Here is a 24,651-nt window from a genome sequence, read left to right on the forward strand (position 1 = left end):
GCTAACGACAATGATTTGGCTCCAGAACTTATTCAATTTTTTAGCGCTCAATCTTTTGCGCTTATTTGCGTTCTTACCTTATCAACTGACGATTCGGATTGGTTATGGTCTCGGCTGGCTCGCAGCGCATATTCCGAATGAGCGTGCAAAAGTTGTGAAAACCAATTTGCGTTTATGTTTTCCTAGCTTGAGTGAGTCTGAAATTGATGCAATGGCTCTCGAGCATTGGAAATTATTTGGTCGCAGTGTGCTGGAGCGCAGTCGAATTTGGCTTGGAAGTGATAAGCAAATTACTGACATCGTTTCGATTGAGTCTGAAATTACATTGGGCGATCGTAAGCCTCGCCTGTTGATTAACCCTCACTTTCTTGGTTTAGAGGGAGGCTTCATGGCCTTGTCGGCTCTAGCGAGTAAGCACGACTGGCCCAGAGGTGCTGGCCTGTACCAAAATATGAAGAACCCCTTCTTCAACCAAAAAATGATTGAGTGGCGTAATCGCTTTGGGGGCAAGTCGATTGAGCGACAAAGTCGTCTACGCGATCTCATTCGGGAGATTCAAACAGGGAATTTCATTTTTATTGCGCCTGATATTGATCTTGGTCCCAAGGATTCAGTATTTGTTCCCTTCTTTGGCATTCCAACCAATACGATCACTTCTGTTTCTCGATTAGCGAAATTAAGTGGTGCTGAAGTCTGCCTAATGACAACCACCCTTAACCCTGATCGCAATGGCTACACTTGCCATATCGGCGCGGCCTTACCTAACTTCCCATCTGATGATGTGGAAAAAGATACCGCACGCTTAAATCGTTACATCGAAGAGCTTGTGAGAGAAAGGCCGGCAGAGTACTATTGGGTTCATAAGCGGTTTAAACATCGGCCGCCAGGCGAACCAAACCTCTACTCTTAGTTGAAGGACTTTGTATTTTGAACACCCCATCACGCAAACTGCGCTTCACCAAAATGCATGGTGCTGGTAATGATTTCATTGTCGTGAATGGTATTGATCAAGACTTGAGTAAGATCACCCAGGATCAATGGCGTGCTTTATCTAATCGTCAATTCGGAGTTGGTGCTGACCAAATTTTATTGATTGAAAAGCCCACTCGCTCTGATGCGGATTTTAGGTATCGTATTTTTAATGCAGATGGTGGCGAAGTAGAGCAATGTGGCAATGGCTCCCGCTGTTTTGTACGTTATGTTCATGAGCAGGGTCTCTCGAAAAAAAATCCACTGCAAGTTGAAGTGGCTCACACCGTTATTAGTCTCAGAGCTCTCGAGAATGGGGACGTAGAGGTTAATATGGGCGCCCCTATTTTTGAGCCTGCCCTAGTTCCATTTAATCCTGAGGGCATTGCTAGTAAGCAAGAGTTTCATGAAATGCTCTATGCACTACCCATTGGAAAAAATCCGGGTGCTCACGATGATTGGATTGCTGTTTTATCTATGGGCAATCCCCACGCAGTACAAATTGTGCTGGATGTTGACAGCGCTCCAGTTCGCATTGAGGGGCCTTCGATTGAAATCCACCCTGCTTTTCCTAAGAGAGTGAATGCAGGCTATATGCAGATTCTGAATCGCCATGAAATTAAATTACGGGTATTTGAGCGTGGTGCCGGAGAAACACTGGCCTGTGGCACTGGTGCATGCGCAGCAGTGGTATCAGGTATTCGTCGCGCCCTATTAGACTCCCCAGTCAAAGTCCATACCCACGGCGGTGATCTCCAAATCTCTTGGAGGGGCATTGTGGATGGCATTACTCAGCCCGTCATCATGACAGGGCCTGCTGCTACTGTCTTTGAAGGCGAAATAGAGCTTAATTAAGCGCTACAAACCGTACTGATCACGATAGGCTTTTACGGCAGGCAGGTAGTTGGCGAGCTCAGCATTACTGGAAGCAGCCAAGAAACTCATCAGATCTGCCAAGTTTGCAATGGCAATTACTGGCAAACCAAACTCTTGCTCAACAGCCTGCACCGCAGACTGCTTTCCTATTTCAGTAGCAGTCCCTGATTTTTCCATTCGATCTAGGGCAATTAATACCGCAACTGGCTCAGCTCCTGCAGACCGAATCAAATCAACAGATTCACGGACGGACGTTCCTGCTGAAATGACATCATCCACAATGACTACCTTGCCTTGGACTGGGGCGCCTACCAAAGAACCGCCCTCGCCATGATCTTTGGCTTCCTTACGGTTATATGCGTAAGGTACATTGCGTCCTTGATCAGCCAGAGCAATTGCTGTAGATGCCACCAAGGTGATTCCTTTATAGGCTGGACCATACAACATATCAAATTGAATTTGAGAGTTGCTTAAGGCTTGGGCGTAGTAACGGCCAAGGCTACTTAATCTCTTGCCATCATTAAAGCCGCCGGCATTAAAAAAATAAGGAGATAGTCGTCCTGCTTTAGTTTTAAACTCGCCAAAGGACAAAACCTTTGCCTCTAAGGCAAAACGAATAAAGTTATCTTGATTAGAATTTTCTGAGCTCATAGGCCTCCATGTTACGCATCATTTCCGCTAACCTCAACGGTATTCGTTCGGCAGCCAAAAAAGGCTTTCTGCCATGGGCAATTGCTCAAAAGGCAGACTTCATCTGCATGCAAGAGCTCAAAGCCCAGCGGGACGATCTAGAGGAAGATATTCTCAATCCCACTGGACTTAAAGGCTACTTTCATCATGCCGAAAAAAAGGGTTACAGCGGGTGTGGAATTTATACCCCTCACCAACCCGATGATGTGCTCTATGGCTTTGGTAATGCTGAGTTTGATGCTGAAGGTCGCTACGTTGAGGCTCGCTTTAAAAAACTGTCTGTAATCTCCGTCTATATGCCATCCGGCTCGAGCTCAGAAGAAAGACAGGAAGCCAAGTTTCGCTATCTTGAGGCTTTTTTACCTCATCTGGTCAAACTGAAAAAATCTGGCCGTGAAATTGTGCTGTGTGGCGATGTCAATATTGCCCATCAAGAAATTGATCTCAAGAACTGGAAAGGCAACCTCAAGAACTCAGGCTTCTTACCCGAGGAGCGAGCCTGGCTCACGAACTTATTCGACAAGGTTGGCTATGTTGATATCTATCGTCGACTTGAACCCAAGACAAGTGATGAGTGCTATACCTGGTGGAGCCAGCGCGGGCAAGCCTATGCAAAGAATGTTGGGTGGCGAATTGACTATCAAATTGCTACGCCAGCAATTGCAGCTAGCGCTAAGAAAGCTTCGGTGTATAAAAGCGAACGCTTTTCAGATCATGCACCTCTAATCATAGATTACGATTGGTCGATCTAGGGTTCGTACGAAGGATGCACTTGTGTGGTGTGATTCCATGGTGCAATCTTTATTAACAAAAGCATTCCTGGAATCGCTAAAGCAAAACACAACATAAAGAAATTAAACCAACCCAAGGCTTCAACGATATATCCCGTAATGGCATTGATGAAGGTACGAGGTACTGCTGCGAGGCTGGTAAACAAAGCAAATTGGGTAGCGGTGTAACGTGGGTCTGTTACTTGCGCAATGAATGAAGTAAACGCAGCCGTTCCCAAACCAACTGCGAAGGCTTCAAACCCAATCACCCAAGCCAAGACCCAAGGGCTTAAACCAACCTTAGCCAAAATAGCAAAACCTAAAATAGCCAAGGCCTGCAAGAGGCCAAAGATCCAGAGTCCACGGGCAATCGTGATCTTCTGCAACCAGTAGGCCCCCAAAAATCCTCCTGCTAGGCTAGCCCATAAGCCTGCGTTCTTGGCTACTAAACCAATCTGGGTTCTAGTGAAGCCTAAGTCCATATAAAAGGGGGTCGCCAGTGCGGTCGCCATCGAATCGCCGAGCTTATATAGAAAAATAAACGCCAAGATGGTCAGTGCAAAGCCCCAGCCTTTACGAGAAATAAATTCTTTAAATGGCTCTAGTACTGCCTCACGCAAAGTGTGTGGTGGTGTGCCACGCAAAGTTGGTTCAGGCAGCATCAATGTGACGATAGGCCCGATTGCAATGAATGCGCCAGTAATCATGAATACCGTAGACCAGGGCAGATAATCCGAGAGGATTAATGAAAGTGATCCTGGAACTAAAGTGGATAACTTATACGCGTTTACGAAGAGCGCAGTACCCGACCCCAATTGCTCATCGCTTAACCATTCGCGACGATAGGCATCCACCACAATGTCTTGGCTGGCTGAAAAGAACGCAACCACTGCTGCTAAGCCAACGACAATCCAGATTTCAGAAACGGGATTGAAAAAGCCCATTCCCATTACTGCAAGCATCGTAATGATTTGGGTGACCAGCATCCAACCACGCCGTCTTCCTAAAAAAGGTAAGGGGAAACGATCTAAAAAAGGGGACCACAAGAACTTCCAGGTATAGGGAAAGCCAACCAATGCGAATAAACCAATGGCCTTGAGATCTACGCCCTCGGACTTGAGCCAAGCCGAGAGCAAGTTATAGAGAATGAATAAAGGCAAGCCACTCGCAAAGCCTAAAAAAGCACAGGCAATAAACGCCCTAGTATTGCTGGGAACGCTGTAGCTTGTCTGAATATTACTCAACAGATTCTGAAATGGTTAAGCGCGAGAAATGCGGAACAACGCAAGACTTCCAAAGAGATTAGGCAGCAAAGTCACTTCACGACCATCATGCAAGATGCATTGATCAATGACTTTCAAGCCGAGATTGGATGCGAGCTTCTCAAAGTCTGCCACTGTCAGCACCCTAACGTTGGGCGTGTTGTACCACTGATAAGGAAGGCTCTTAGATACCGGCATATGCCCCAAACCGACTGCAAGGCGATGTGACCAATGGCCAAAATTCGGAAAAGAAATGATTGACTCTTTGCCCACTCGAACCACTTCACGCAAAATCTTCTCAGTTTGATGAATGGTTTGTAATGTTTGTGAAAGTACGACAGTATCAAAGCTATCGTTCTCAAATAAGGCTAAGCCACCTTCAAGGTCTTGCTGAATCACATTTAACCCCTTGTGCACACACGAGAGGACTCTTGAGTCATCTATCTCTACACCATAGGCATGAACCGGTTTTTGCTCTTGCAAATATTCCAGAAAGCTACCATCGCCACAACCCAAGTCAAGCACTTGGCTATTAGGGGCTATCCACTTAGCTATCGCTTGAAAGTCGCTGCGGATCATCTGCGAGCCTCATGCATTTGATCAAAATACGCTCGAATTAAATGGTGATAACGTGGGTCATCTAGTAAAAAAGCATCGTGACCGTGTGGCGCATCGATTTCGGCATAACTAACTTCACTCTTATTGCTGAGCAAAGCCGCCACAATCTCTCGACTACGATTAGGCGGAAAGCGCCAATCCGTTGTAAAGCTGACCACTAGGAACTTGGCCTGCACTTCCGCTAATGCGCGTTGCAAACTGCCCTCATAACGACGTGCTGGATCGAAATAATCTAAAGCGCGCGTAATGAGTAAATATGTATTTGCATCAAAATACTTAGAGAATTTCTCGCCCTGGTGGCGTAAATAACTTTCTACTTCAAATTCAACATCAAAGCTAAAGCGATAATCATTGGATTCTCCAACTGGACGCTGGAGCTCTCGGCCAAACTTTTCTGCCATATCGTCATCAGACAGATAGGTAATGTGACCAACCATACGAGCCAGCTTTAAGCCTGACTTTGGTATTACATTGTGTGCATAGTAGTTGCCCCCATGAAAATCGGGGTCAGACAAAATTGCGTTACGTGCAACTTCATTAAATGCAATATTTTGTGCGCTCAATTTAGGAGTAGATGCAATCACCACACAATGCTCAATGCGCTTTGGAAATTGAATAGACCAAGCCATCGCTTGCATTCCACCCAAACTACCACCCATTACTGCTGCAAATTTACGAATACCTAATTTATCGGCAAGTCTGGCCTGGGTGTTTACCCAGTCTTCTACTGTAATAACAGGGAAGTCAGCGCCATAGGGTTTGCCAGTTGCGGAATTAAGACTCATTGGCCCAGTTGAACCAAAACAGGAACCCAAGTTATTGACGCCAATGACAAAAAAATGGTCTGTATCAATTGGCTTACCCGGACCAATCATGTTGTCCCACCAGCCGATATCCTCTGGATCATCTGGGCTTGGCCCTGCGACATGATGCGATGCGTTTAAGGCATGGCAAATTAGAACGGCATTGCTTTTTGCTGGATTAAGTCTGCCGTAGGTTTCAATAACTAAATCGTAGCCAGCCAATATGGCGCCACTCTGCAAAGGCAAGGGCTCGGCAAAATGGATTGTATTTCTAGAGAGGTGTAACTCGCTCATTCGGACAGAAGAATGCGCAGACTAATATCAGACGCATCAGTTGGTAGTTTTTTGAAACCACTACGTGCAAATCGATGCCAACGCCCCAAAACAAAGCTCATCAGCATTGCTGCTCGAATACTCACCTCTTCCTGACTAACCTGAGCCCACGCTCCACCCTGAGTCTGGGCAATGCGCAAGGCCTGCTTCAGAGAGGCCTCTACTCGATCTAGCACTTGAGTGATGCGTTCTTGCAAACGATCATCCTCTTGCAATAAAGCATCACCGAGTAGAACTCTGGTCATGCCAGGATTTTTTTCAGCGAAGAACAAGAGCATTTGCAAAATACCGCGGGCTTGAGCAAGCCCAGATTCTTCTTTTTGATTGATTTGATTAATTAATCCAAAAACGGTTTGCTCAATAAAAGCAATCAAGCCCTCGAACATTTGTGCTTTGCTAGCAAAATGACGGTAAAGCGCAGCCTCTGAGACTTGAATCTTCGCCGCTAGGGCTGCAGTGGTTACGCGCTCACCCTTAGGGTTTTGTAACATCTCAGCAAGGACTTGCAAAATTTGTAAGCGGCGCTCGCCAGGACGCGGACGTTTGCGCGTCTTATCAGCATCCATATTGCTCGCTGAATTCAAAGAATCTGGCATCTCTTATCGCTTATTCAATATCTATCGAGAACGAATCATCGTTCCGAAAGCTTGCTCAGTCAAAATTTCTAATAGTAGGGAGTGTTCAATTCTGCCATCAATAATATGAACTGAATTCACGCCACTTTTAGCTGCATCTAGCGCAGATGAAATCTTAGGCAGCATGCCTCCAGAAATCGTTCCATCTGCAAATAATTCATCAATCTCTCGAGCCGTTAAATCGGTTAGGAGCTTGCCATTCTTATCCAATACGCCAGGAATATTAGTCATCATCACCAATTTCTCAGCATGCAAAATTTCAGCCATCTTACCGGCCACCAAATCCGCATTAATGTTGTAGGCCTGACCTTCTGCGCTAAATCCAATTGGAGAGATCACCGGAATAAAAGCATCATCCTGAAGCGCCTTTACTACTGCGGGATTAATTGCTTCAATTTCACCTACGAAGCCAATATCAATATTTTGGCCACGCTTATTTTCATCAGGTACTAATAATTTTTTCGCATGAATCAAGCCGCCATCTTTTCCGGTTAAGCCCACTGCTTGGCCGCCGAAATGATTAATCAACATGACGATATCTTGCTGTACCTCACCACCCAGAACCCACTCGACTACTTCCATGGTTTCTTCATCGGTGACGCGCATCCCTTGAATAAAGGTGCCGACCTTACCAATCTTTTTGAGAGCCTCATCAATCTGGGGGCCGCCGCCGTGAACTACAACAGGATTCATGCCAACGAGCTTGAGCAAAATGACGTCGCGCGCAAAACTTTCTTTCAAGCGCTCTTCTACCATCGCATTACCACCGTACTTAATGACGATAGTCTTGCCATGATATTGACGAATGTAGGGCAATGCTTCTGCCAAAATCTCCGCCTTTAAGATTGGCGGAATATCGGCGAGCGAGGGTAATGAATTCGTCATCTGGGTGAGAATTTATTCGCCAAATAATTTTTGACGCAACTCGCGACGTTCTTGCGCCTCAAGGGATAAGTTCGCGGTGGGTCTTGCGATCAGGCGTGAAAGGCCAATCGGCTCGCCGGTCTCTTCGCACCAACCATAGTCACCAGACTCAATCCGGGCTAGAGCCTGCTCAACTTTTTTCAACAGTTTGCGCTCGCGATCACGAGTGCGCAATTCAAGCGCATGTTCTTCTTCAATCGTTGCCCGATCAGCTGGATCAGGAACCAAAATATTTTCACGTAAATGCTCGGTGGTCTCTGATGCATTCTTCAAGATATCGTCTTTTAAGGTTAGGAGCTTTTGACGGAAAAAATCCAATTGAGCGGCATTCATATACTCTTTGTCGGACATCTTCATTAAAGTCGCTTCAGTGAGTGGGGCGCCTTTGACTGCTTTGCTGGCTGTTTTCGCCGCCGCAGGTTTTGTTGCTGTTTTTACCGTCATTTCATTCTTTCCTGGATTTGAAGCATTATTGCCTCATTCTGCCAAAGTTTTACGACCTTTTATCAATATTTACTATGGCGGTGGATTGTATCGGAATCTGGCTCAGACCAAGCAGCCTTCTAGGCCAGCCATCAATGTGTCCTTTGGCAGATCGATGCCAATGAAGACCATGCGGGTTTGCTTGGGCTCAGTGCCCCATGGACCAGCTAAATCGCTACCCATCATCTGATGCACCCCCTGAAATACCACCTTACGGGGGCTACCTTTGACATAAAGGACCCCTTTATAGCGCAGCATCTTCTCGCCAAATACCTCCAAAATGCCGCCTAGGAAGTCTTCCAGCTTTTGATGATCAAAGGGTTTATCACTACGAAATACGAAAGACTGGATCCGATCTGTGTGCCCAGCGTGGCCATGATGGTCATGCGCATGGTCGTGGTCATGATGATGGTGCTCATGATCATGACTGTGGTCATGCCCACAAGTGCTGTGATCGTGATCATCTTGCTCCAGAAAATGAGGGTCAATGTCTAATTTGGCATTGAGATTGAAGCCTTTGAGATCCAAAACAGCATTGAGGGGCACCACCCCTTTGGCAATCCCCTGAATCGGTGCGCGAGGATTCATGTGCATTAAGCGATTTTTCAAGGCCTCCACTTCAGCCGGGCTAACAAGGTCTGTTTTAGTGATGAAGATTTGATCGGCAAAGCCCACCTGACGCTGAGCTTCCTCGTGCTCCGAAAGTTGCTGTTGACCATGCTTGGCATCCACCAGGGTCACCACTGCATCGAGAACATAGTGATCAGCAACATCGTCATCCATAAAGAAGGTCTGGGCTACAGGCCCTGGATTAGCGACTCCCGTGGTTTCAATCACAACCCGATCGAAGCTAATTTTTTTATCTTTACGTTCTTGCCAGAGGGCATTGAGCGCATCAACCAAGTCACCGCGGATCGTGCAACAGATGCAGCCATTACTCATCTGCACAATATTTTCTTGATGATCTTGAACCAAAATATCGTTGTCGATATTTTCTTCGCCGAATTCATTTTCAATCACAGCAATTTTTTTACCGTGCTGCTCAGTCAAAATATGTTTGAGAAGCGTTGTTTTGCCGCTGCCTAAAAAGCCAGTCAGGATTGTTACAGGAATTAATGCCATCGTAGGTCCATTCAAAATTCTGATTTCCCATCGGGGAAACTCATATCTTACCGAGTTGCTTAGCCCTTGCCCACTTTTGCTCGTGGGTGCGCTTTGTCATAGGCTTGAGCCAAATGTTGAAAATCCAAAGAGGTATAAATCTGGGTACTGGCAATGCTGGCGTGACCCAGCATCTCTTGAACAGCCCTCAAATCCTGAGACGATTGCAAAACGTGGCTGGCGAAGCTGTGCCGCATCATGTGGGGATGCACATGGGTTGGGAGCCCCGCTCTCATCGCTAATGTTTTAAGGCGTGCCTGGACCGTTCTTGGCGATAGGCGAGTCCCATTCGCTGAGATAAACAAGGCAATAGATTCAGTGGCATGAGGGGATGTATCACGCAGATCTCTCCAAGCCTTCAAGGAGCTCATGGCAGGTACGCCAACTGGTACTGAGCGTCGCTTACCGCCCTTGCCTAATACCGTTACTTCAGCAGCATCCCAGTCCAACCAGCCTGCTGACTCGTGTTGGCGATCCTTGCTCTGAAATACATCAATCCCCAATAACTCTGAAAGCCGTAAGCCTGATGAGTACAGCAAATCAACCAGGGCAGCGTCTCGCATACTCTCTAGATCGTTTTTCTCTTTAGCCTCTAGTACCGCCTGATTAACCAAAGCCAAGGCCTGCTCAACTGACAACGCCTTGGGCAGGGACTTCAAACGCTTGGGCGCTTTAACATCATCGACAGGGTTAGCGGTCAGACTATGTTTTGCTGAACGTGCATCTTTTTCGGTTACCCAATCGTACCAACCTCGCCATGCGGACAGCGCCCGGGCTATGGTTCTAGAGGATTTACCTTTGGCATGTAAGCGTCCTGCCCAAAGGCGAATGTGGGCATTGCTGACTTTGAGCAATTCGAGAGAATCTTCAATTGCAAAATTTTGCAAGATGGATAGATCTTGGCTGTACGCTTTTAATGTATGCGGTGAAAGTTGACGTAATACATGTAACTCATGCAAATACTCTTGCACAAGCGGATGAAGCGGCGCAGATTCAACTGCCGTTATCTTCATATGCTTTGACACGATCTAACGCGGCTGCCGTGAGTTCTGCAATCTGCTTTAAGTAGAAGGCGCCCATATCGGCGGTAAAGCGAGTCTCATCTTTGCTGGCCAACAAAAGTACAGCAGGTGATTGAGGTGTAGATGTACTTTTGCCAATTGGTAAACCAATCGCCACCATACTTTGCCACTCTGGATCAATCGCAGTTTGGGTTGCTAATAAATCTACGCTAGCGGCTGCCAGCTCTTTTGCTGATCCACACAAGGGGGTGTCGATCCAAGGACCGAACGCAGAATGGGGCGAGAGTAGCTGAGCACTATCGACTTCAAAAACTTCGGCTAGACCAATCGTTATCGCGCTCTCGACCTCTTCCTTCGTATTGGCGCGCATCAGCTGTAACAGCCAAGCAACTAGCGCTTGCTGGGTTTTGTCATTACGACTACCGAAATGTAGCATCTCGCTTAAGCGACGATTGAGCTCTTGATTTTGTGTACGTAGCAAAGTCATCTGCCGCTCTTGTAAAGAGATTGCGCGATCTTCGTGAGGATGTTTGAGACGAATCTCGTTCAATAGATTGGCATAACGTTCAAAGAAACCCGGGGTTGCTCGCAACCACTCTGCCACCAGCTCTTCTTGCTCAGCTTGTTTCGCATCAATTACGCTCATGAATCAATCTCTCTATTTAATCTTTAGCTTAACTTCTTACGTAGCAGTTCATTTACTTGCCCGGGATTGGCTTTACCCTGTGAAGCTTTCATGATTTGGCCAACCAAGGCATTGAATGCTTTTTCTTTACCCGAACGGAACTCTTCAACCGATTTTTGATTGGCTGCTAAGACCGCATCGATGATTGTCTCCAAGGCGCCACTATCACTGATTTGTTTTAGGCCCTTAGCATCAATAATTTGATCAACCGTGCTAATGGATTTTCCAGATAGCGCCTCTTCCCACAGAATCGCAAAAATATCTTTCGCAATCTTGTTTGAAATACTGCCGTCAGCAACCCGTTGTAATAAGGGGGCAAGTTGGGCGGCCTGCAGAGGCGAAGCAGCAGCAGAGATGCCAGACCGATTTAGTGAAGAGGCAAATTCACCAGCAATCAAATTGGCCGCAGCCTTAGCAAGTGGCTTGCCGGTTATTGCTAATAAGGCATCAAATAATTTAGCAGTATCGCGATCTTGTGTCAGGAGTTGGACATCATAGGCGCTCAAACCATACTCGCTTTGCCATTGCTGACGTAGTTGAGCGGGTAATGCTGGCATCGTTTCACGGACAGCAGTAATCCACGCATCATCAATTACTACTGGCAATAAATCAGGATCGGGGAAGTAGCGGTAATCATTAGCATCTTCTTTACTACGCATGCTACGAGTCTCACCACGATCGGGATCATAAAGACGCGTCTCTTGGACCACAGTGCCGCCATCTTCAATCAACTCAATTTGGCGACGAATCTCATACTGAATAGCTTCCTCTAAAAACCGGAAAGAGTTGAGATTTTTAATTTCGCAACGTGTACCAAATTCTTTTTGACCCATTGGGCGAACAGAAACGTTGGCATCGCAACGGAATGAACCCTCTTGCATATTGCCATCACATACACCTAACCACACTACCAAACTATGTAGGGTTTTGGCATACGCTACAGCCTCTGCAGCACTCCGCATCACGGGCTCAGTGACAATTTCCAATAAAGGGGTGCCTGCACGATTGAGGTCGATGCCGCTAGAAGCTTCGCCATGAGGACCAATGAAGCCTTCTTCATGAACTGACTTGCCAGCATCTTCCTCAAGATGTGCGCGGGTTAATTCAATCACCGTGATTTCATCGCCTACTAAGATTTCTAAACTGCCGCCCAAGACTACCGGAATTTCATACTGACTAATTTGGTAACCCTTAGGCAGATCAGGATAGAAATAATTTTTACGGGCAAAGATACTGGTGGGCGCAATCTTGGCTCCGATCGACAAACCAAATCGAATAGCATGCTCCACTGCGGCGCGATTCAGAACGGGCAACACACCAGGCAAAGCCAGATCAACCGGACAAGCTTGCGTATTGGGCCCCGCACCAAAGCGCGTGCTTGCACCACTAAAAATTTTGGATTGGGTTTGCAGCTGCGTGTGGGTTTCTAGCCCGATGACTACCTCCCATTGCATCATGCCACCTCGCCTGCTTGACGCAAATGCCAGTCACTGGCTTGCTGATACTGATGTGCAACTTGTAATAACTTGCCTTCAGAAAAATAATTGCCGATTAATTGCATACCGATTGGTAAGTTTTTTGAATTAAATCCGCAGGGCGCACTCATCGCAGGTAAGCCCGCTAAGTTGGCTGACAAGGTATAAATATCTTCCAGGTACATCTGCAGTGGATCTTTTGACTTATCGCCCAGACGCCAAGCTACATCAGGTGCAACGGGGCCAAGAATGACATCACAATTTTGGAACGCAGTCTGAAAGTCAGCGGCAATAATGCGGCGAATCTTTTGGGCTTGTAAATAATACGCATCGTAATAGCCATGAGACAGAACGTAAGTACCAATCAAGATGCGGCGTTTAACCTCGGCACCAAAACCTTCGGTACGGGATTTTTTATACATGTCATTCAAATCGCGATACTCATTAGCACGGTAACCATAACGCACACCATCAAAGCGACTTAAATTGCTTGAAGCTTCAGCGGGCGCCAGAACGTAATAGACCGGAATAGAAAGCTTGGTCTTTGGCAGGCTTACCTCCACAATCTGCGCGCCCAAGCCTTCTAATAATTTTGCAGCTGCGTGAACAGATTTAGCAACTTCTTCAGATAAGCCTTCTGCAAAAAATTCTTTTGGCATACCAATGCGCAAACCTTCCAGAGGTTTTGCAGAATTTGAATTTCCTTCGTGCCATGGCTGATTGAGATAGCGTGAATAATCTTCACCAGAATCTGCTAAAGAAGTTGAGTCACGTGGATCGTGGGAAGACATGGCAGATAACAACAAAGCGCAATCTTCAGCGCTTTTACCCATGGGTCCAGCTTGATCTAAAGATGATGCATAGGCGATCATGCCGTAGCGAGATACACGGCCGTAACTTGGCTTAATCCCGGTCAGCCCACAGAACGCAGCAGGTTGGCGAATGGATCCACCAGTATCAGTTCCAGTGGCAATTGGCGCCAAGCCTGCCGCTACTGCAGCTGCTGAGCCGCCCGATGAGCCACCCGCAACATAATCTGTATTCCAGGGGTTTAACACTGGACCATAAGCAGAGTTTTCATTGGAAGAGCCCATCGCAAACTCGTCCATATTGGTTTTGCCTAGGCAAACCATTCCAGCCCCATGGCTATTAGCCTCGTCTGGCATACCCAAATTGGCCACCACCGTTGCGTCGAAAGGACTTTGATAGTTCTCTAACATTTTTGATGCTGCAGTGGATTTCCAGCCCCGCGTTACAAAAACGTCTTTATGTGCAATCGGGATGCCAGTTAATTTGCCTGCCTTACCTGTGGCCCTTAAGGCATCGGCCTGGGCAGCCTGCACCAGACTGAGATCGGGATTAACGTCCAGATAAGCGTTGAATACTTCACCCGCTGCAATGCGGTCTAAAAAGTACTGGGTTAACTCAACGCTGGAGACCTGTTTAGCCTCCAGAGCCTTTGCCAGTAGGGTGATCGGGGTTTTATGCCAACTCATTCAATTACCTTAGGCACCAAGAAATAACCATCTTGCTCCGCCGGGGCAGAAAGCATATTTTCAGCCCGATGGTCAGATTCGGTGACCTGATCCGCCCTCAGTGGCTGGGCTAGTTGACGCAAAAAGAGAATGGGGTGGGCCAAAGGCTCAAGCCCCGTGGTATCTACCGCCTGCATCTCTTCCACCAGAGAAAAAACCGCCTGTAACTGGGGTAAAATTGCCTGAGCTTCTGCGGGATTTAATTCCAATCTAGATAAGTGCGCAATGCGCTGAACATCGTCAAGTTTCATGAGGCGCTAGAGTATCATTCCTATATATATTTATTAACACTTCTTATTTTCCCACTACATCATGTTTGGTTTTTTTCGTAACTACTTTGCCAATGACCTAGCCATCGACCTAGGTACCGCCAACACCTTAATTTATATGCGTGAGCGGGGTATTGTGCTCGATGAGCCCTCAGTTGTGGCAATCCGCCAAGAAGGCGGTCCAAATGGCAAAAAGACCATTTTGGCCGTAGGAAAAGAAGCTAAAGCCATGCTGGGACGCGTTCCCGGCAATATCGAGGCGATTCGCCCTATGAAAGACGGTGTGATTGCCGATTTCACGATCACCGAGCAGATGCTCAAGCAATTTATCAAAATGGTTCATGAGAGTAAGCTTCTTAAGCCAAGCCCTCGCATCATTATTTGCGTTCCTTGTGGATCAACTCAGGTTGAGCGTCGCGCTATTCGCGAATCTGCTCTTGGGGCTGGTGCGTCACAAGTTTTCTTAATTGAAGAACCCATGGCTGCTGCCATTGGTGCAGGCTTACCCGTTTCCGAAGCTGCAGGCTCCATGGTGGTAGATATCGGTGGTGGCACAACTGAAGTTGGCGTTATGTCTTTAGGCGGCATGGTCTACAAAGGATCAGTGCGCGTTGGTGGCGACAAGTTTGATGAAGCGATTACCAACTATATACGTCGTAACTATGGCATGTTGATCGGCGAGCAAACTGCTGAGTTGATCAAAAAAACCGTTGGCTCTGCATTCCCTGGTACTGAAGTGCGCGAGATGGAAGTAAAAGGTCGTAACCTTTCTGAAGGTATTCCTCGTAGTTTCACTGTCACCAGCAATGAAATTCTGGAAGCGTTAACCGATCCGCTCAATCAAATTGTGACTGCAGTCAAAGCAGCGCTTGAACTAACTCCTCCCGAATTGGCATCAGACATTGCTGAGCGCGGCATGATGTTGACCGGTGGTGGCGCACTTTTGCGTGACCTTGATCGCTTACTGCTTGAAGAAACGGGTCTGCCAATTCATATTGCAGAAGATCCTTTGACCTGCGTAGCGCGTGGCTCTGGTATTGCTTTAGAGCGCATGGACAAGCTAGGCGGAGTGTTCTCGCAAGAGTAAACGCTTTTCACATCGACCAGTGCATTGCAATATAGCGCTCCACCTCTTTTTCGACAGGGCATTCCGGCCTTAGTCAAATTGATTGTCTGTCTTTCAATCAGTATTGCTCTGATGCTGATTGATTACCGATTCAAAACACTGGATCCAATTCGCAACAACGTCAATTGGGTTTTGCGTCCACTGGAATACCTCATGCTGACGCCGCGTAATGTGTATCAAGCCAGTACAGAGTATTTCACGACTCGCAGCACGCTTGAACAAGAGAATCAAATCTTCAAAGCACGTCAGGCAGAGCTAGCCTTGCTCGCTAATCAATCTGAGTTTTTGTTGATTGAGAATCAAAATCTTCGTCAGTTAATGGATTTACAAAAACAAGTGGGGTTCAAAACACTTCCTGTTGAAATTCTTTTTAATCCACCCAATCCTATTTCTCAACGCGTCGTCATTAATCGCGGGAATGATGATGGGCTTAAGCTTGGCAACCCAATTGCCAATGATGCTGGCATTCTGGGTCAGGTAGTGCGCTTGTATGACCACTCCGCCGAAGTTTCACTCTTGGAAGATCGTGACTTTGCTGTACCAGTGCAAGTAGCTCGTAATGGCTTACGGGCTGCTGTGTTTGGCGCTGGCCGTGGAAACTCTCTAGAGCTTCGTTACTTGCCCGTTGCGAGCGATTTAGAAGTGGGTGACATCTTGATTACTTCTGGTATCGATGGGGTATATCCTCCCGGCTATGCTGTTGCAGTTATCAGTCGCATTGAGCGCAATGTAGACAAGAACTCATCGAATGTCTTTTGCGTACCAATTGCTGCTGTTAATCGCTATCGTCAAGCGCTGGCCTTTCTATATGATCCCCAGTGGGATGCAAAAGCCCCTGCTCTAAATAGCAAGTTTGGAAGCAGCACAGCAACGCCGAATTCTGCACCGGGACGCCGGCAAACCCGCTCTAGAGGTATGCAATGATCGACCTTGAAAGTGGCTACATTCTGCGACCGGTTAATCCGGTTTTTATCTACTTCAGCTTGTTTTGCGCCCTGTTGCTCAACCTGCTTCCCATTGGCAACTATGGTTGGGTGCCTGACTGGCTGATCGTTTGTATTATTTTCTGGAATATTCATCAACACCGTTATATCGGTGTGACTTGGGCATTTATCTTTGGCCTACTCATGGATGTTCATAACTCTGATTTACTAGGCTTACATGCCTTTAGCTATGCGTTAGTCGCCTATATTGCGATCGCCTGGCAAAAGCGGATTGTGGCCCTAAGCGTGGCATCTCAAGCACTCCATCTCTTGCCGATTTTTTTGCTAGTGGCCTTGTTTCCTTTACTTATGCATTGGATCTTGAGCGGTGAGATTATTTGGTGGGCCCTGACTGGGGCTATCCAAGCATTTATTGAAGCCTTGCTGTGGCCACTCGCAACCCGTATTCTGCTTGCACCTCAGCGCAGACCGATAGATGTAGATCACACTCGGCCACTATAAGAAGCTGCATGGTTTCTTTCAAAAAACCCAATCTCGATTCATTTCAAAAGCGCATTCATATTGCGACTTTGTTTGTGACAGTTTGTTTTTTGCTATTAGCTACTCGATTAGTTTGGTTGCAACTGATTCAACATGGCAGATACTCACTACTTGCTGAAAATAACCGAATTGCTTTAGTACCGGCACCAGCCAATCGTGGCCTTGTCATTGATCGCTCAGGAATTGTGATTGGCCGAAACTACTCAGCACTCACACTTGAAGTCAATGCAGAGGAAGTGAAAGGTAATGTTGATGAGTTAATTAATCAATTATCTGAAGTGATCCAGATTTCTCCACGCGATCGTCGCAACTTCAAGCGCTCACTTGAAGACTCTCGCAATATGGGTACCTTTCCCTTGCGATCTATGCTCAATGAGAATGAGACGGCCCGCTTTATGGCTAATCGTTATCGTTTTCCAGGTGTGGATATTCGTGCACGTAGTTTTCGTGAGTATCCGTATAACGAATTAGCCTCTCATTTAATTGGTTATATTGGGCGTGTCTCGCAAAAAGATAAAGAACGGATGCAAGCTGAGATCGGCGATGCCAAAGCAGATGATCCCGATGCACTACAAACTTCCTTCTTACCAGGCATTCAATATGTTGGAAAGATTGGCTTAGAACAAAAGTATGAAGGCGTTTTGCGCGGGGTTCCGGGTTACGATCAAGTTGAAATTACTGCGGGCGGTAGGCCAGTTCGTACCTTATCTAGTTCGCCCTCTATTCCAGGAAAAAATATTGTTCTATCGGTCGATATCAAGTTGCAATACTTGGTTGAGCAGCTCTATGGCAATTTCCGGGGTGCATTTGTGGCGATCGAACCACAAACGGGTGACGTCTTGGCTTTTGTCTCAAAGCCCAATTTCAATCCCAATGACTTTGTTGAAGGAATTGATGCAGTCACCTGGAAAGAGCTTAATGACTCTCCATCTAAGCCCCTCTATAACCGCCCCTTAAAGGGAATTTATCCGCCTGGGTCAACCTATAAACCCTTCATGGCTTTAGCAGCACTAGAGAATAAAAAACGTACGCCCTCACAAACCATTTTTGATCCAGGTTATTTTGATTTTGGTAACCATACCTTCCGCGACGATAAAAATGGTGGTCATGGTACGGTGGATATGCAAAAGTCGATCGTTGAATCTTGCGATACCTACTACTACATGCTCGCACGCGATATGGGCGTAGATATGATTGCGAAGTTTATGAAGCCACTGGGCTTTGGGCAAATCACCGGCATCGATCTAGAAGGCGAAGCTAGAGGCGTATTACCTTCTACGGATTGGAAAAAAAACACCTTCAAAAAACCAGAGCAACAGAAATGGTATGAAGGCGAAACGATTTCTTTGGGTATTGGACAAGGCTATAACGCATTCACGATTTTGCAATTGGCACATGCAATCGCTAACGTTGCCAATAATGGCGTAGTCATGAAACCCCATTTAGTCAAAGCGATTGAAGATCCCTTTACACGTCATCGTGAGCTCACAACACCCAAGGAAAGTTATCGGATCGATCTCAATCCAGAAAATATTGCCGTCATCAAAAATGCCATGATTGAAGTAAATCGCTCTGGTACCTCTGCGGCAGCATTTCAGGGGGCCGGTTATGTTGCAGGCGGGAAGACGGGAACGGCACAAGTGTTTAGTCTGAATTCAAAAGAGTACAAACATGGTGCTACCGCTGAATTCTTAAGAGATCATGCTTTGTTCATCGCTTTTGCTCCCGCTGACAAGCCTACGATTGTGATTGCGATGGTGGTAGAGAATGCGGGCTTTGGTGCGCAGTACGCTGCTCCCATCGCACGCAAAGCACTCGATTACTACATTGATGGCAAATGGCCTAAAGAGGTTCCCGAATGGAAAAGAGCCCCCTAAAAAAGATCCGCATCCTCTTAGCGCGTTTTACCTCTGGGCTTGATCAGCGGCTGAGCTTGATCTTGCTCTGCCTGGCGATCGTTGGCTTTTGTACTTTCTTATCGGCTAGCCAGGCTACTCCCGTTAGCATCGAAGATGAGTTGCGTAATTTGGCGCTCTCTTTTGTGGTGATGTGGATCGTTTCACGCATTCCACCAAAATGGCTAGAGCTGGCAGCTGTATGGATTTACGGCTTTGGTGTTGCGCTCTTAGTAGCAGTGGCTGCATTTGGCTTAATTAAAAAGGGTGCGAGGCGCTGGCTCAATATCGGTGTAGTGATTCAGCCCTCTGAGATTATGAAAATTGCTATGCCACTAATGTTGGCTTGGTATTTTCAAAAAAGAGAAGGCATTCAAAAAAGTTGGGATTATGGGATTGCAGCTGTGATTCTGGCGATCCCTGTTTTTTTAATTGCTCGTCAGCCTGATCTTGGTACTGCACTATTAGTTACCGCCGCAGGAATGTACGTCATTATTTTGGCAGGGCTGCCTTGGAAATGGATTCTACCGTTTGTAGGCGTGGGCTTTTTTGGAATTGTCTTGATCGTTATTTTCGGCAATACGATTTGCACTCCCGATATTGCCTGGCCCTTTGTACATGACTATCAAAAACATCGCATTTGCACTCTGCTTGACCCAAGCAGTGATCCTTTGGGCAAAGGATTTCACACCATTCAATCCATGATTGCGATTGGCTCAGGCGGGCTGCTTGGTAAGGGCTGGTTTCAGGGGACGCAAGCGCATCTAGAATTTATTCCCGAGAAACATACCGACTTTGTATTTGCAGTCTTCTCTGAAGAATTTGGCTTGCTTGGTAATTTGATCCTACTGGCCCTTTTCTTTGCTCTCATTAAAAGAGGGCTAGCAATCTCGGCGGGGGCACCTAATCTATTTACTAGACTGCTGGGCGCCTCGGTAACGATGATTTTCTTCACCTATGCCTTTGTCAATATTGGCATGGTCAGCGGTTTATTGCCTGTCGTTGGCGTACCACTTCCCTTTATCAGCTATGGCGGTACGGCATTAGTGACGCTTGGATTTGGTGCTGGCATTTTGATGAGTATTCATCGACATCGTCGCCTGGTGCAGAGCTAATAAAAAAGCCCGGAGAACCGGGCTTTTTTCACATAAGTGCAAATTACTTCTTACGCTTATTTACTGAATCTTTAAATGCTTTACCAGCAGAGAACTTTACAGTTTTCGCAGCAGCAATTTTGAGTGGCTCACCAGTTTTTGGATTGCGGCCCATACGTGCAGCACGTTTGCCAGAAGAGAATGTACCGAAACCGATCAACTGAACTGAGTCAGCCTTAGCAACAGCTTTAATGATGTGCTCAATAGCAGAATTTAATGCAAATTCAGCTTTGGCTTTTGAGATCTCAGCATCGTCAGCAATCGCTGCGATTAGTTCTGCTTTGTTCAAGTGAAGCTCCTTATTAATATTGATGTCGGCGCAGATTGCGCTCTCATGATTTTAACCATAAAAAATTACAAAAATAAAGTAAAACTAAAATAGTTTTTACTCTTGAAGAACGTCTACTCCTGAAACAAAATATTCCGTCTCACCAAAACAGCTGGTTGGTAAACCGATGTGTTGTTCATATTTCACGACCACTTTATTGCCTAGATTAGCATTCAATTTTTGGGCAACTGCTTCATCACGCACCGTAAAGAAGAATTTTTCAGCAATCGTTCCAGGCATCGACACCATGGCGAGCTCTCCCTCCCATGTTTTACAAATAAAGCCTTTTTTGGAGAATTTCTGGACATATCCAGCTCTCTCGCCAGTGGCATAAGCCCAATTGAGCATTGCCCAAGTGTAGGCAGAAAGGCCTACCAACCCTATTAAAACAAGGCTTAAGAGCCATTTAATGAATCGTTTCATTTTGCCATTTCCTTTGCCAGTCCCAATAAGCCCTAATTTGAGCATACTCAATGAAGAAATAGATGAATAGTTTGGATTAGGCAAATTAAAATGAATAAATCCACATAAATCAGCCCAATCTCATGCAAATACGTCACATCATCTTTTTCATTTTTGTGGTCTCCGCGCTCTATGTTTACTTTAGAGGAAAAGTCCGCTTTGGCTTGGTGCGATCTCTCATGGATTATCAGGTTCTGCTGGCCCCCATTAATTGCATGCTCTATCTTTTTTCAAAGATTAAGCCAACAGCCTATATTTCAGTAAATCAGTTTCCAGATCTGGCGCCCCTTAGAGATCATTGGGAAACTATTCGGCAGGAAGCACTCTCTTTAAATGCCGATGGGGCAATTGCTGCTGCAACTGGCTATAACGACCTGGGCTTTAATTCTTTTTTCCGGACCGGCTGGAAACGCTTTCATCTTTGCTGGTACGGCAAAGAAATGCCCTCGGCCATGGTAGCCTGCCCAAAAACCTTAGCCCTACTGAAATCGATCCCATCGATTAAGGCGGCGATGTTCGCTTCGCTGCCCCCTGGCGCCACCCTCGTTCGCCACCGCGACCCCTATGCGGGCTCCTTACGCTACCACCTTGGCCTCGTAACGCCCAATGACCCTAAGTGCTTTATTGATGTGGATGGTCAGTCCTATTATTGGAAAGATGGGGAAGCGGTGATGTTTGATGAAACTTTTATTCACTTTGCCGCCAATCAAACAGATCATCAACGCATTGTTTTGTTCTGTGACGTTGAGCGGCCACTGTATACCCCACTCATGAGGATATTCAATCGCTTGTTTGGCAAATACATCATGAGTGCAGCGTCTTCTCAAAATGTTGAAGGCGAAAAAGTCGGCTTTGTAAATGTCCTATTTAAATATTTTTATCACCTACGAAGTTTGGCAAAGCAACTTAAAGCGAAACATCGATCGGTTTACTACATTGGAAAATGGGTCTTAATTCTAGGTATTTTGTGGTCCATCTTCTGGTAAGCAACTCAAAAATTACTTGGGCATTAAAGCCTGAATAATCTGATCTGGACTGATTGATCCCCAAATTTCAAGGCGCTTTTTACGACTATTTTGACCCGAAATAAACTGAATCTGTTTTTGAGGAATTTTTAATTGCTTTGATAGCCAAGCTAACAGCAGCTCATTGGCTTGATTTTCAACTGCTGGCGCTTGTAAAGAAATCTTCAGGGAATCATCAAAAAGCCCCACTACCTTCGTTAGCTTGGCTCCAGGTTGGCAATAAATACTAAGCACAATCCCAGTGGGGGTTTGTTTAATCCAAGTCGGCGTCATCAAAGTACTTTAAACTTAAATTATGCCAATCAAAAACTCTGAATCCTTAAACGGTCTTTTTGCCAATAATCGTGCCTGGGCTGAAGCGATGGTAAAAGAAGATCCCGAGTTCTTTAAACGCTTGGTATCTCAGCAAGCCCCTCAATATCTGTGGATTGGCTGCGCAGACAGCCGCGTCCCCGCCAATGAAATTGTTGATTTATTGCCAGGCGAACTTTTTGTTCATCGTAATGTGGCCAATGTCGTTGTCCATACTGACTTAAATTGCTTATCGGTGATTCAGTTTGCTATTGACTTACTTAAAGTGAAACATATCCTCGTTGTTGGCCACTATGGTTGCGCTGGTGTCCATGCCGCATTAAGCGATCGCCGCGTCGGCCTAGCTGACAATTGGTTACGTCACGTGAAGGACGTACACCAAAAACACGAGCGCTACCTAGGAGAAGTACTCCCAACTCCAAAGCGCCAAGATCGTTTATGTGAGCTTAATGTGATTGAGCAAGTGGTCAACGTTTGCGAAACAACGATCGTCAGAGATGCATGGTCAAGAGGCCAAGATCTAACGGTACATGGATGGACTTACCGTCTGGAGACTGGCTTAGTAAATGATTTAGGCATGTCGATTAGTTCAACAGAGGAAATGAAGGTGCGTTACGAAAAGACCCTGTTGCGCTATGAGAATGAGTCTAGCTAGTTGCTGAAATCTCTTTTGAATCAACTTGCAGTTGGTTTTTTAAAGCTTCTTTCAATACTGCCCTATAGATTGCTAGTGAATCTTGGCTACATGCTTGGCAGCATTGCCGCTCTGATTCCAAGTGATCGTAATCGAGTAGTGAAGACCAATTTACATCTGTGTTTTCCTGAATTGAGTCCCAGCGAAATAAATCATTTAAGTAAAAAACATTGGCGTTTACTCGGTCGCAGCCTAGTAGAAAAAAGCATTATTTGGTTGGGTAGCGCCAAGCAAGTAAGCGACATGATTGAAGTGCAGTCCGAAGTCGATCTGGCGAGCCGCAAGCCGCGAATTCTTGTCAATATGCACTTCACTGGAATAGAGGGCAGCATTGTATTAAGCGCCCTTTCCAAAACCCATGATTGGCCCCGTACCTCAGGCTTCTTTCAGAAAATGAAGAGCCCCTTCTTCAACCAAAAAATTATTGATTGGCGGAACCGCTTTGGTGGAAATTCGATTGATCGACAAGGTAACTCAATGGGGTTGATTCGAGAGATTCGAAAAGGTAGCTTTATCATCATCGCACCTGATATTGATTTGGGCATCAAAGACTCTACTTTTGTGCCCTTCTTCAATATTCAAACCAATACGATCACGGCAGTATCACGACTCGCCAAAATTACAGGTGCTGATGTCTGCACCATGATCACCACCCTGAAAGAAGATGATTCTGGCTATATCTGTTCAATCAGCAAACCCTTAGAAAATTTTCCCAGCGACGATCCAGAGGCTGATACAGCCCGCTTAAATCAATTTTTTGAAAAAGAGATCCGTCTGAGGCCCGCCGAATATTACTGGGTCCATAAGCGCTTCAAGAATCGCCCCAATCAAGAAGCCAGCCCTTATTAAGGTCCAAGACTGTAGGCCAGTCTTCAGTTGGCGCTACTTTTATCCTATCATTGAAGGATGAGTGAACGTATTGGGCTTTTTGCCGATCTCCACAGTAATTTAGAGGCCTATGAGGCCTGTATGGCCCGAGCTAAAGAGCTTGGCGTTACGCGCATGGCTTTTCTAGGTGATCTAGTTGGATATAACGCTGATCCCTGCGCCTTGCTTGACCGAATTGCTGATTTGGTAGACACCAAACAAGCCATTGTTGTCCGTGGCAATCATGATGAAGCCACCTTCAAAGACTACACACTGCAAATGAATGCTCATGCGAATGCTGCGATTGAGTGGACTAAAACCCAACTCAATTCTGCTCAAGTCCAGTTTTTAAAAGACTTGCCATTGATTATTCATGAAGAGCAAATTTGCTATACCCATGCTTCTGCACATAATCCAGAAGCCTGGAATTACATTACTGACAGTATGAGTGCTTGGCAATGCGCGCAAAGCTCTGGTAAGCCCTACACCTTTGTTGGACACGCTCATGAACAAGCTCTCTTCTATCAAAGTGCTGTAGGCAAGCTCATTCGTTTTGCACCACACCCTGGTGATGATGTGCCAGTCATGAATCATCGTAAGTGGGTTAGTGTGGTTGGCTCTCTGGGTCAACCTCGTGATGGGAATCCAGCAGCCTGCTTTGCTGTCTTTGAGCCTGAATCACAGTCGCTCACTTTTCATCGTACGCCCTATGATCACTTCACAGCGGCAGAAAAAGTACGACGCGCAGGCTTGCCTGAAGAGCTAGCTAATCGCCTGCTGACAGGCAAATAAGT

28 protein-coding genes are annotated in these 24,651 nt (G+C 46.2%); 12 read left to right on the top strand and 16 right to left on the bottom strand.

Annotation, left to right across the window (positions count from 1 at the left end):
* Positions 1 to 10 precede the first annotated feature (10 nt).
* Both Pas1_RS08980 and dapF read left to right on the top strand, forming a co-directional pair.
* Positions 11 to 910: an LpxL/LpxP family acyltransferase gene (locus Pas1_RS08980; RefSeq protein WP_112295063.1), complete on the top strand. Its 900-nt coding sequence runs from the start codon at positions 11 to 13 to the stop codon at positions 908 to 910.
* 53 nt (positions 911 to 963) lie between these two features.
* Positions 964 to 1,824 (top strand): diaminopimelate epimerase, encoded by an 861-nt coding sequence (gene dapF / locus Pas1_RS08985; RefSeq protein ID WP_112209373.1) that lies wholly within the window; start codon positions 964 to 966, stop codon positions 1,822 to 1,824.
* Between the two features lie 3 nt (positions 1,825 to 1,827).
* Here the strand turns inward: dapF and pyrE are convergent, their stop codons facing one another.
* Positions 1,828 to 2,496, bottom strand: coding sequence for an orotate phosphoribosyltransferase (gene pyrE, locus Pas1_RS08990; protein ID WP_112295064.1), 669 nt, complete (start codon positions 2,494 to 2,496; stop codon positions 1,828 to 1,830).
* Between the two features lie 8 nt (positions 2,497 to 2,504).
* On the opposite strand from pyrE, the gene Pas1_RS08995 reads away from it, so the two are divergent.
* On the top strand, positions 2,505 to 3,287 hold the full coding sequence (locus tag Pas1_RS08995; protein ID WP_112236825.1) for an exodeoxyribonuclease III: 783 nt from the start codon (positions 2,505 to 2,507) through the stop codon (positions 3,285 to 3,287).
* On the opposite strand, the gene Pas1_RS09000 is transcribed toward Pas1_RS08995, so the two are convergent.
* From Pas1_RS09000 to gatC, 12 genes are all read right to left on the bottom strand, one after another.
* Positions 3,284 to 4,549 (bottom strand): AmpG family muropeptide MFS transporter, encoded by a 1,266-nt coding sequence (locus Pas1_RS09000; protein WP_215273587.1) that lies wholly within the window; start codon positions 4,547 to 4,549, stop codon positions 3,284 to 3,286. The two genes, Pas1_RS08995 and Pas1_RS09000, sit on opposite strands and share 4 nt — an antisense overlap.
* 15 nt (positions 4,550 to 4,564) lie before the next feature.
* The gene (gene metW / locus Pas1_RS09005) at positions 4,565 to 5,146 is read right to left on the bottom strand and encodes a methionine biosynthesis protein MetW (RefSeq protein ID WP_112205605.1); all 582 of its coding nucleotides are present in this window, start codon (positions 5,144 to 5,146) and stop codon (positions 4,565 to 4,567) included.
* Complete coding sequence (gene metX / locus Pas1_RS09010) at positions 5,143 to 6,282, bottom strand: homoserine O-succinyltransferase MetX (RefSeq protein WP_112295065.1); 1,140 nt, start codon at positions 6,280 to 6,282, stop codon at positions 5,143 to 5,145. Before metX ends, metW begins: the two co-directional genes overlap by 4 nt.
* The gene (slmA, locus tag Pas1_RS09015) at positions 6,279 to 6,917 is read right to left on the bottom strand and encodes a nucleoid occlusion factor SlmA (RefSeq protein ID WP_112295066.1); all 639 of its coding nucleotides are present in this window, start codon (positions 6,915 to 6,917) and stop codon (positions 6,279 to 6,281) included. Before slmA ends, metX begins: the two co-directional genes overlap by 4 nt.
* A gap of 21 nt (positions 6,918 to 6,938) precedes the next feature.
* The gene (gene argB / locus Pas1_RS09020) at positions 6,939 to 7,841 is read right to left on the bottom strand and encodes an acetylglutamate kinase (RefSeq protein ID WP_112205611.1); all 903 of its coding nucleotides are present in this window, start codon (positions 7,839 to 7,841) and stop codon (positions 6,939 to 6,941) included.
* 12 nt (positions 7,842 to 7,853) lie between these two features.
* On the bottom strand, positions 7,854 to 8,237 hold the full coding sequence (gene dksA / locus Pas1_RS09025) for an RNA polymerase-binding protein DksA (RefSeq protein WP_174683308.1): 384 nt from the start codon (positions 8,235 to 8,237) through the stop codon (positions 7,854 to 7,856).
* A 189-nt stretch (positions 8,238 to 8,426) separates the two neighbouring features.
* Positions 8,427 to 9,485 carry a CobW family GTP-binding protein gene (locus tag Pas1_RS09030; protein WP_112205615.1) on the bottom strand — a complete coding sequence of 353 codons (1,059 nt, stop codon included), beginning with the start codon at positions 9,483 to 9,485 and terminating at the stop codon, positions 8,427 to 8,429.
* 59 nt (positions 9,486 to 9,544) lie between these two features.
* Positions 9,545 to 10,537 carry a tyrosine recombinase XerC gene (locus Pas1_RS09035; protein ID WP_112295067.1) on the bottom strand — a complete coding sequence of 331 codons (993 nt, stop codon included), beginning with the start codon at positions 10,535 to 10,537 and terminating at the stop codon, positions 9,545 to 9,547.
* On the bottom strand, positions 10,518 to 11,192 hold the full coding sequence (locus Pas1_RS09040; protein WP_112205619.1) for a DUF484 family protein: 675 nt from the start codon (positions 11,190 to 11,192) through the stop codon (positions 10,518 to 10,520). Before Pas1_RS09040 ends, Pas1_RS09035 begins: the two co-directional genes overlap by 20 nt.
* Before the next feature lie 23 nt (positions 11,193 to 11,215).
* Positions 11,216 to 12,685 carry an Asp-tRNA(Asn)/Glu-tRNA(Gln) amidotransferase subunit GatB gene (gatB, locus tag Pas1_RS09045; protein WP_112209375.1) on the bottom strand — a complete coding sequence of 490 codons (1,470 nt, stop codon included), beginning with the start codon at positions 12,683 to 12,685 and terminating at the stop codon, positions 11,216 to 11,218.
* The gene (gatA, locus tag Pas1_RS09050; RefSeq protein WP_112208627.1) at positions 12,685 to 14,202 is read right to left on the bottom strand and encodes an Asp-tRNA(Asn)/Glu-tRNA(Gln) amidotransferase subunit GatA; all 1,518 of its coding nucleotides are present in this window, start codon (positions 14,200 to 14,202) and stop codon (positions 12,685 to 12,687) included. Before gatA ends, gatB begins: the two co-directional genes overlap by 1 nt.
* The gene (gene gatC / locus Pas1_RS09055) at positions 14,199 to 14,492 is read right to left on the bottom strand and encodes an Asp-tRNA(Asn)/Glu-tRNA(Gln) amidotransferase subunit GatC (RefSeq protein WP_112205623.1); all 294 of its coding nucleotides are present in this window, start codon (positions 14,490 to 14,492) and stop codon (positions 14,199 to 14,201) included. Before gatC ends, gatA begins: the two co-directional genes overlap by 4 nt.
* A 61-nt stretch (positions 14,493 to 14,553) precedes the next feature.
* Between gatC and Pas1_RS09060 the strand changes: the two genes are divergently transcribed.
* From Pas1_RS09060 to rodA, 5 genes are read left to right on the top strand one after another with little or no spacing between them, the layout of a single operon-like run.
* On the top strand, positions 14,554 to 15,597 hold the full coding sequence (locus Pas1_RS09060) for a rod shape-determining protein (protein WP_112295068.1): 1,044 nt from the start codon (positions 14,554 to 14,556) through the stop codon (positions 15,595 to 15,597).
* A gap of 24 nt (positions 15,598 to 15,621) precedes the next feature.
* Positions 15,622 to 16,560 (top strand): rod shape-determining protein MreC, encoded by a 939-nt coding sequence (gene mreC, locus Pas1_RS09065; protein WP_112295069.1) that lies wholly within the window; start codon positions 15,622 to 15,624, stop codon positions 16,558 to 16,560.
* A complete protein-coding gene (gene mreD, locus Pas1_RS09070; protein ID WP_112205629.1) occupies positions 16,557 to 17,081 on the top strand; it encodes a rod shape-determining protein MreD in 525 nt (174 codons plus the stop codon). The genes mreC and mreD overlap by 4 nt, the downstream gene beginning before the upstream one ends.
* Before the next feature lie 8 nt (positions 17,082 to 17,089).
* Positions 17,090 to 18,997 (top strand): penicillin-binding protein 2, encoded by a 1,908-nt coding sequence (mrdA, locus tag Pas1_RS09075; RefSeq protein ID WP_112295070.1) that lies wholly within the window; start codon positions 17,090 to 17,092, stop codon positions 18,995 to 18,997.
* Positions 18,979 to 20,130, top strand: a complete 1,152-nt coding sequence (rodA, locus tag Pas1_RS09080) for a rod shape-determining protein RodA (protein WP_112295071.1) — start codon at positions 18,979 to 18,981, stop codon at positions 20,128 to 20,130. The genes mrdA and rodA overlap by 19 nt, the downstream gene beginning before the upstream one ends.
* A 43-nt stretch (positions 20,131 to 20,173) precedes the next feature.
* Here the strand turns inward: rodA and Pas1_RS09085 are convergent, their stop codons facing one another.
* Together Pas1_RS09085 and Pas1_RS09090 are read right to left on the bottom strand one after the other, a co-directional pair.
* On the bottom strand, positions 20,174 to 20,458 hold the full coding sequence (locus Pas1_RS09085) for an HU family DNA-binding protein (RefSeq protein WP_192874755.1): 285 nt from the start codon (positions 20,456 to 20,458) through the stop codon (positions 20,174 to 20,176).
* Between the two features lie 96 nt (positions 20,459 to 20,554).
* Positions 20,555 to 20,920, bottom strand: coding sequence for a hypothetical protein (locus Pas1_RS09090; protein ID WP_112209376.1), 366 nt, complete (start codon positions 20,918 to 20,920; stop codon positions 20,555 to 20,557).
* Between the two features lie 128 nt (positions 20,921 to 21,048).
* On the opposite strand from Pas1_RS09090, the gene Pas1_RS09095 reads away from it, so the two are divergent.
* Positions 21,049 to 21,945 (top strand): aspartyl/asparaginyl beta-hydroxylase domain-containing protein, encoded by an 897-nt coding sequence (locus Pas1_RS09095; RefSeq protein ID WP_215272472.1) that lies wholly within the window; start codon positions 21,049 to 21,051, stop codon positions 21,943 to 21,945.
* Between the two features lie 12 nt (positions 21,946 to 21,957).
* Here Pas1_RS09095 and Pas1_RS09100 read toward each other — a convergent pair whose 3' ends face one another.
* Complete coding sequence (locus Pas1_RS09100; RefSeq protein WP_215272773.1) at positions 21,958 to 22,257, bottom strand: DUF167 domain-containing protein; 300 nt, start codon at positions 22,255 to 22,257, stop codon at positions 21,958 to 21,960.
* Positions 22,258 to 22,279: 22 nt separating this feature from the next.
* Between Pas1_RS09100 and can the strand changes: the two genes are divergently transcribed.
* From can to Pas1_RS09115, 3 genes are read left to right on the top strand one after another with little or no spacing between them, the layout of a single operon-like run.
* Positions 22,280 to 22,951 (top strand): carbonate dehydratase, encoded by a 672-nt coding sequence (can, locus tag Pas1_RS09105; RefSeq protein ID WP_112205640.1) that lies wholly within the window; start codon positions 22,280 to 22,282, stop codon positions 22,949 to 22,951.
* 15 nt (positions 22,952 to 22,966) lie between these two features.
* Positions 22,967 to 23,839, top strand: a complete 873-nt coding sequence (locus Pas1_RS09110; protein ID WP_225971613.1) for an LpxL/LpxP family acyltransferase — start codon at positions 22,967 to 22,969, stop codon at positions 23,837 to 23,839.
* Positions 23,840 to 23,896: 57 nt separating this feature from the next.
* Entirely contained in the window at positions 23,897 to 24,649 is a 753-nt protein-coding gene (locus Pas1_RS09115) for a metallophosphoesterase family protein (RefSeq protein ID WP_112205644.1), read from the top strand.
* The last annotated feature ends 2 nt before the right edge of the window (positions 24,650 to 24,651 follow it).

Origin of the sequence: Polynucleobacter paneuropaeus, from assembly GCF_003261235.1 — a bacterium.
Classification (GTDB): domain Bacteria; phylum Pseudomonadota; class Gammaproteobacteria; order Burkholderiales; family Burkholderiaceae; genus Polynucleobacter; species Polynucleobacter paneuropaeus.

Coding starts and splice junctions, on each gene's coding strand:
- Pas1_RS08980 (WP_112295063.1), top strand. CDS start 11: ATGATTTGGCTCCAGAACTTATTCAATTTTTTAGCGCTCAATCTTTTG.
- dapF (WP_112209373.1), top strand. CDS start 964: ATGCATGGTGCTGGTAATGATTTCATTGTCGTGAATGGTATTGATCAA.
- pyrE (WP_112295064.1), bottom strand. CDS start 2,496: ATGAGCTCAGAAAATTCTAATCAAGATAACTTTATTCGTTTTGCCTTA.
- Pas1_RS08995 (WP_112236825.1), top strand. CDS start 2,505: ATGTTACGCATCATTTCCGCTAACCTCAACGGTATTCGTTCGGCAGCC.
- metW (WP_112205605.1), bottom strand. CDS start 5,146: ATGATCCGCAGCGACTTTCAAGCGATAGCTAAGTGGATAGCCCCTAAT.
- metX (WP_112295065.1), bottom strand. CDS start 6,282: ATGAGCGAGTTACACCTCTCTAGAAATACAATCCATTTTGCCGAGCCC.
- slmA (WP_112295066.1), bottom strand. CDS start 6,917: ATGCCAGATTCTTTGAATTCAGCGAGCAATATGGATGCTGATAAGACG.
- argB (WP_112205611.1), bottom strand. CDS start 7,841: ATGACGAATTCATTACCCTCGCTCGCCGATATTCCGCCAATCTTAAAG.
- dksA (WP_174683308.1), bottom strand. CDS start 8,237: ATGAAGATGTCCGACAAAGAGTATATGAATGCCGCTCAATTGGATTTT.
- Pas1_RS09030 (WP_112205615.1), bottom strand. CDS start 9,485: ATGGCATTAATTCCTGTAACAATCCTGACTGGCTTTTTAGGCAGCGGC.
- Pas1_RS09035 (WP_112295067.1), bottom strand. CDS start 10,537: ATGAAGATAACGGCAGTTGAATCTGCGCCGCTTCATCCGCTTGTGCAA.
- Pas1_RS09040 (WP_112205619.1), bottom strand. CDS start 11,192: ATGAGCGTAATTGATGCGAAACAAGCTGAGCAAGAAGAGCTGGTGGCA.
- gatB (WP_112209375.1), bottom strand. CDS start 12,685: ATGCAATGGGAGGTAGTCATCGGGCTAGAAACCCACACGCAGCTGCAA.
- gatA (WP_112208627.1), bottom strand. CDS start 14,202: ATGAGTTGGCATAAAACCCCGATCACCCTACTGGCAAAGGCTCTGGAG.
- gatC (WP_112205623.1), bottom strand. CDS start 14,492: ATGAAACTTGACGATGTTCAGCGCATTGCGCACTTATCTAGATTGGAA.
- Pas1_RS09060 (WP_112295068.1), top strand. CDS start 14,554: ATGTTTGGTTTTTTTCGTAACTACTTTGCCAATGACCTAGCCATCGAC.
- mreD (WP_112205629.1), top strand. CDS start 16,557: ATGATCGACCTTGAAAGTGGCTACATTCTGCGACCGGTTAATCCGGTT.
- mrdA (WP_112295070.1), top strand. CDS start 17,090: ATGGTTTCTTTCAAAAAACCCAATCTCGATTCATTTCAAAAGCGCATT.
- rodA (WP_112295071.1), top strand. CDS start 18,979: ATGGAAAAGAGCCCCCTAAAAAAGATCCGCATCCTCTTAGCGCGTTTT.
- Pas1_RS09090 (WP_112209376.1), bottom strand. CDS start 20,920: ATGAAACGATTCATTAAATGGCTCTTAAGCCTTGTTTTAATAGGGTTG.
- Pas1_RS09100 (WP_215272773.1), bottom strand. CDS start 22,257: ATGACGCCGACTTGGATTAAACAAACCCCCACTGGGATTGTGCTTAGT.
- can (WP_112205640.1), top strand. CDS start 22,280: ATGCCAATCAAAAACTCTGAATCCTTAAACGGTCTTTTTGCCAATAAT.
- Pas1_RS09115 (WP_112205644.1), top strand. CDS start 23,897: ATGAGTGAACGTATTGGGCTTTTTGCCGATCTCCACAGTAATTTAGAG.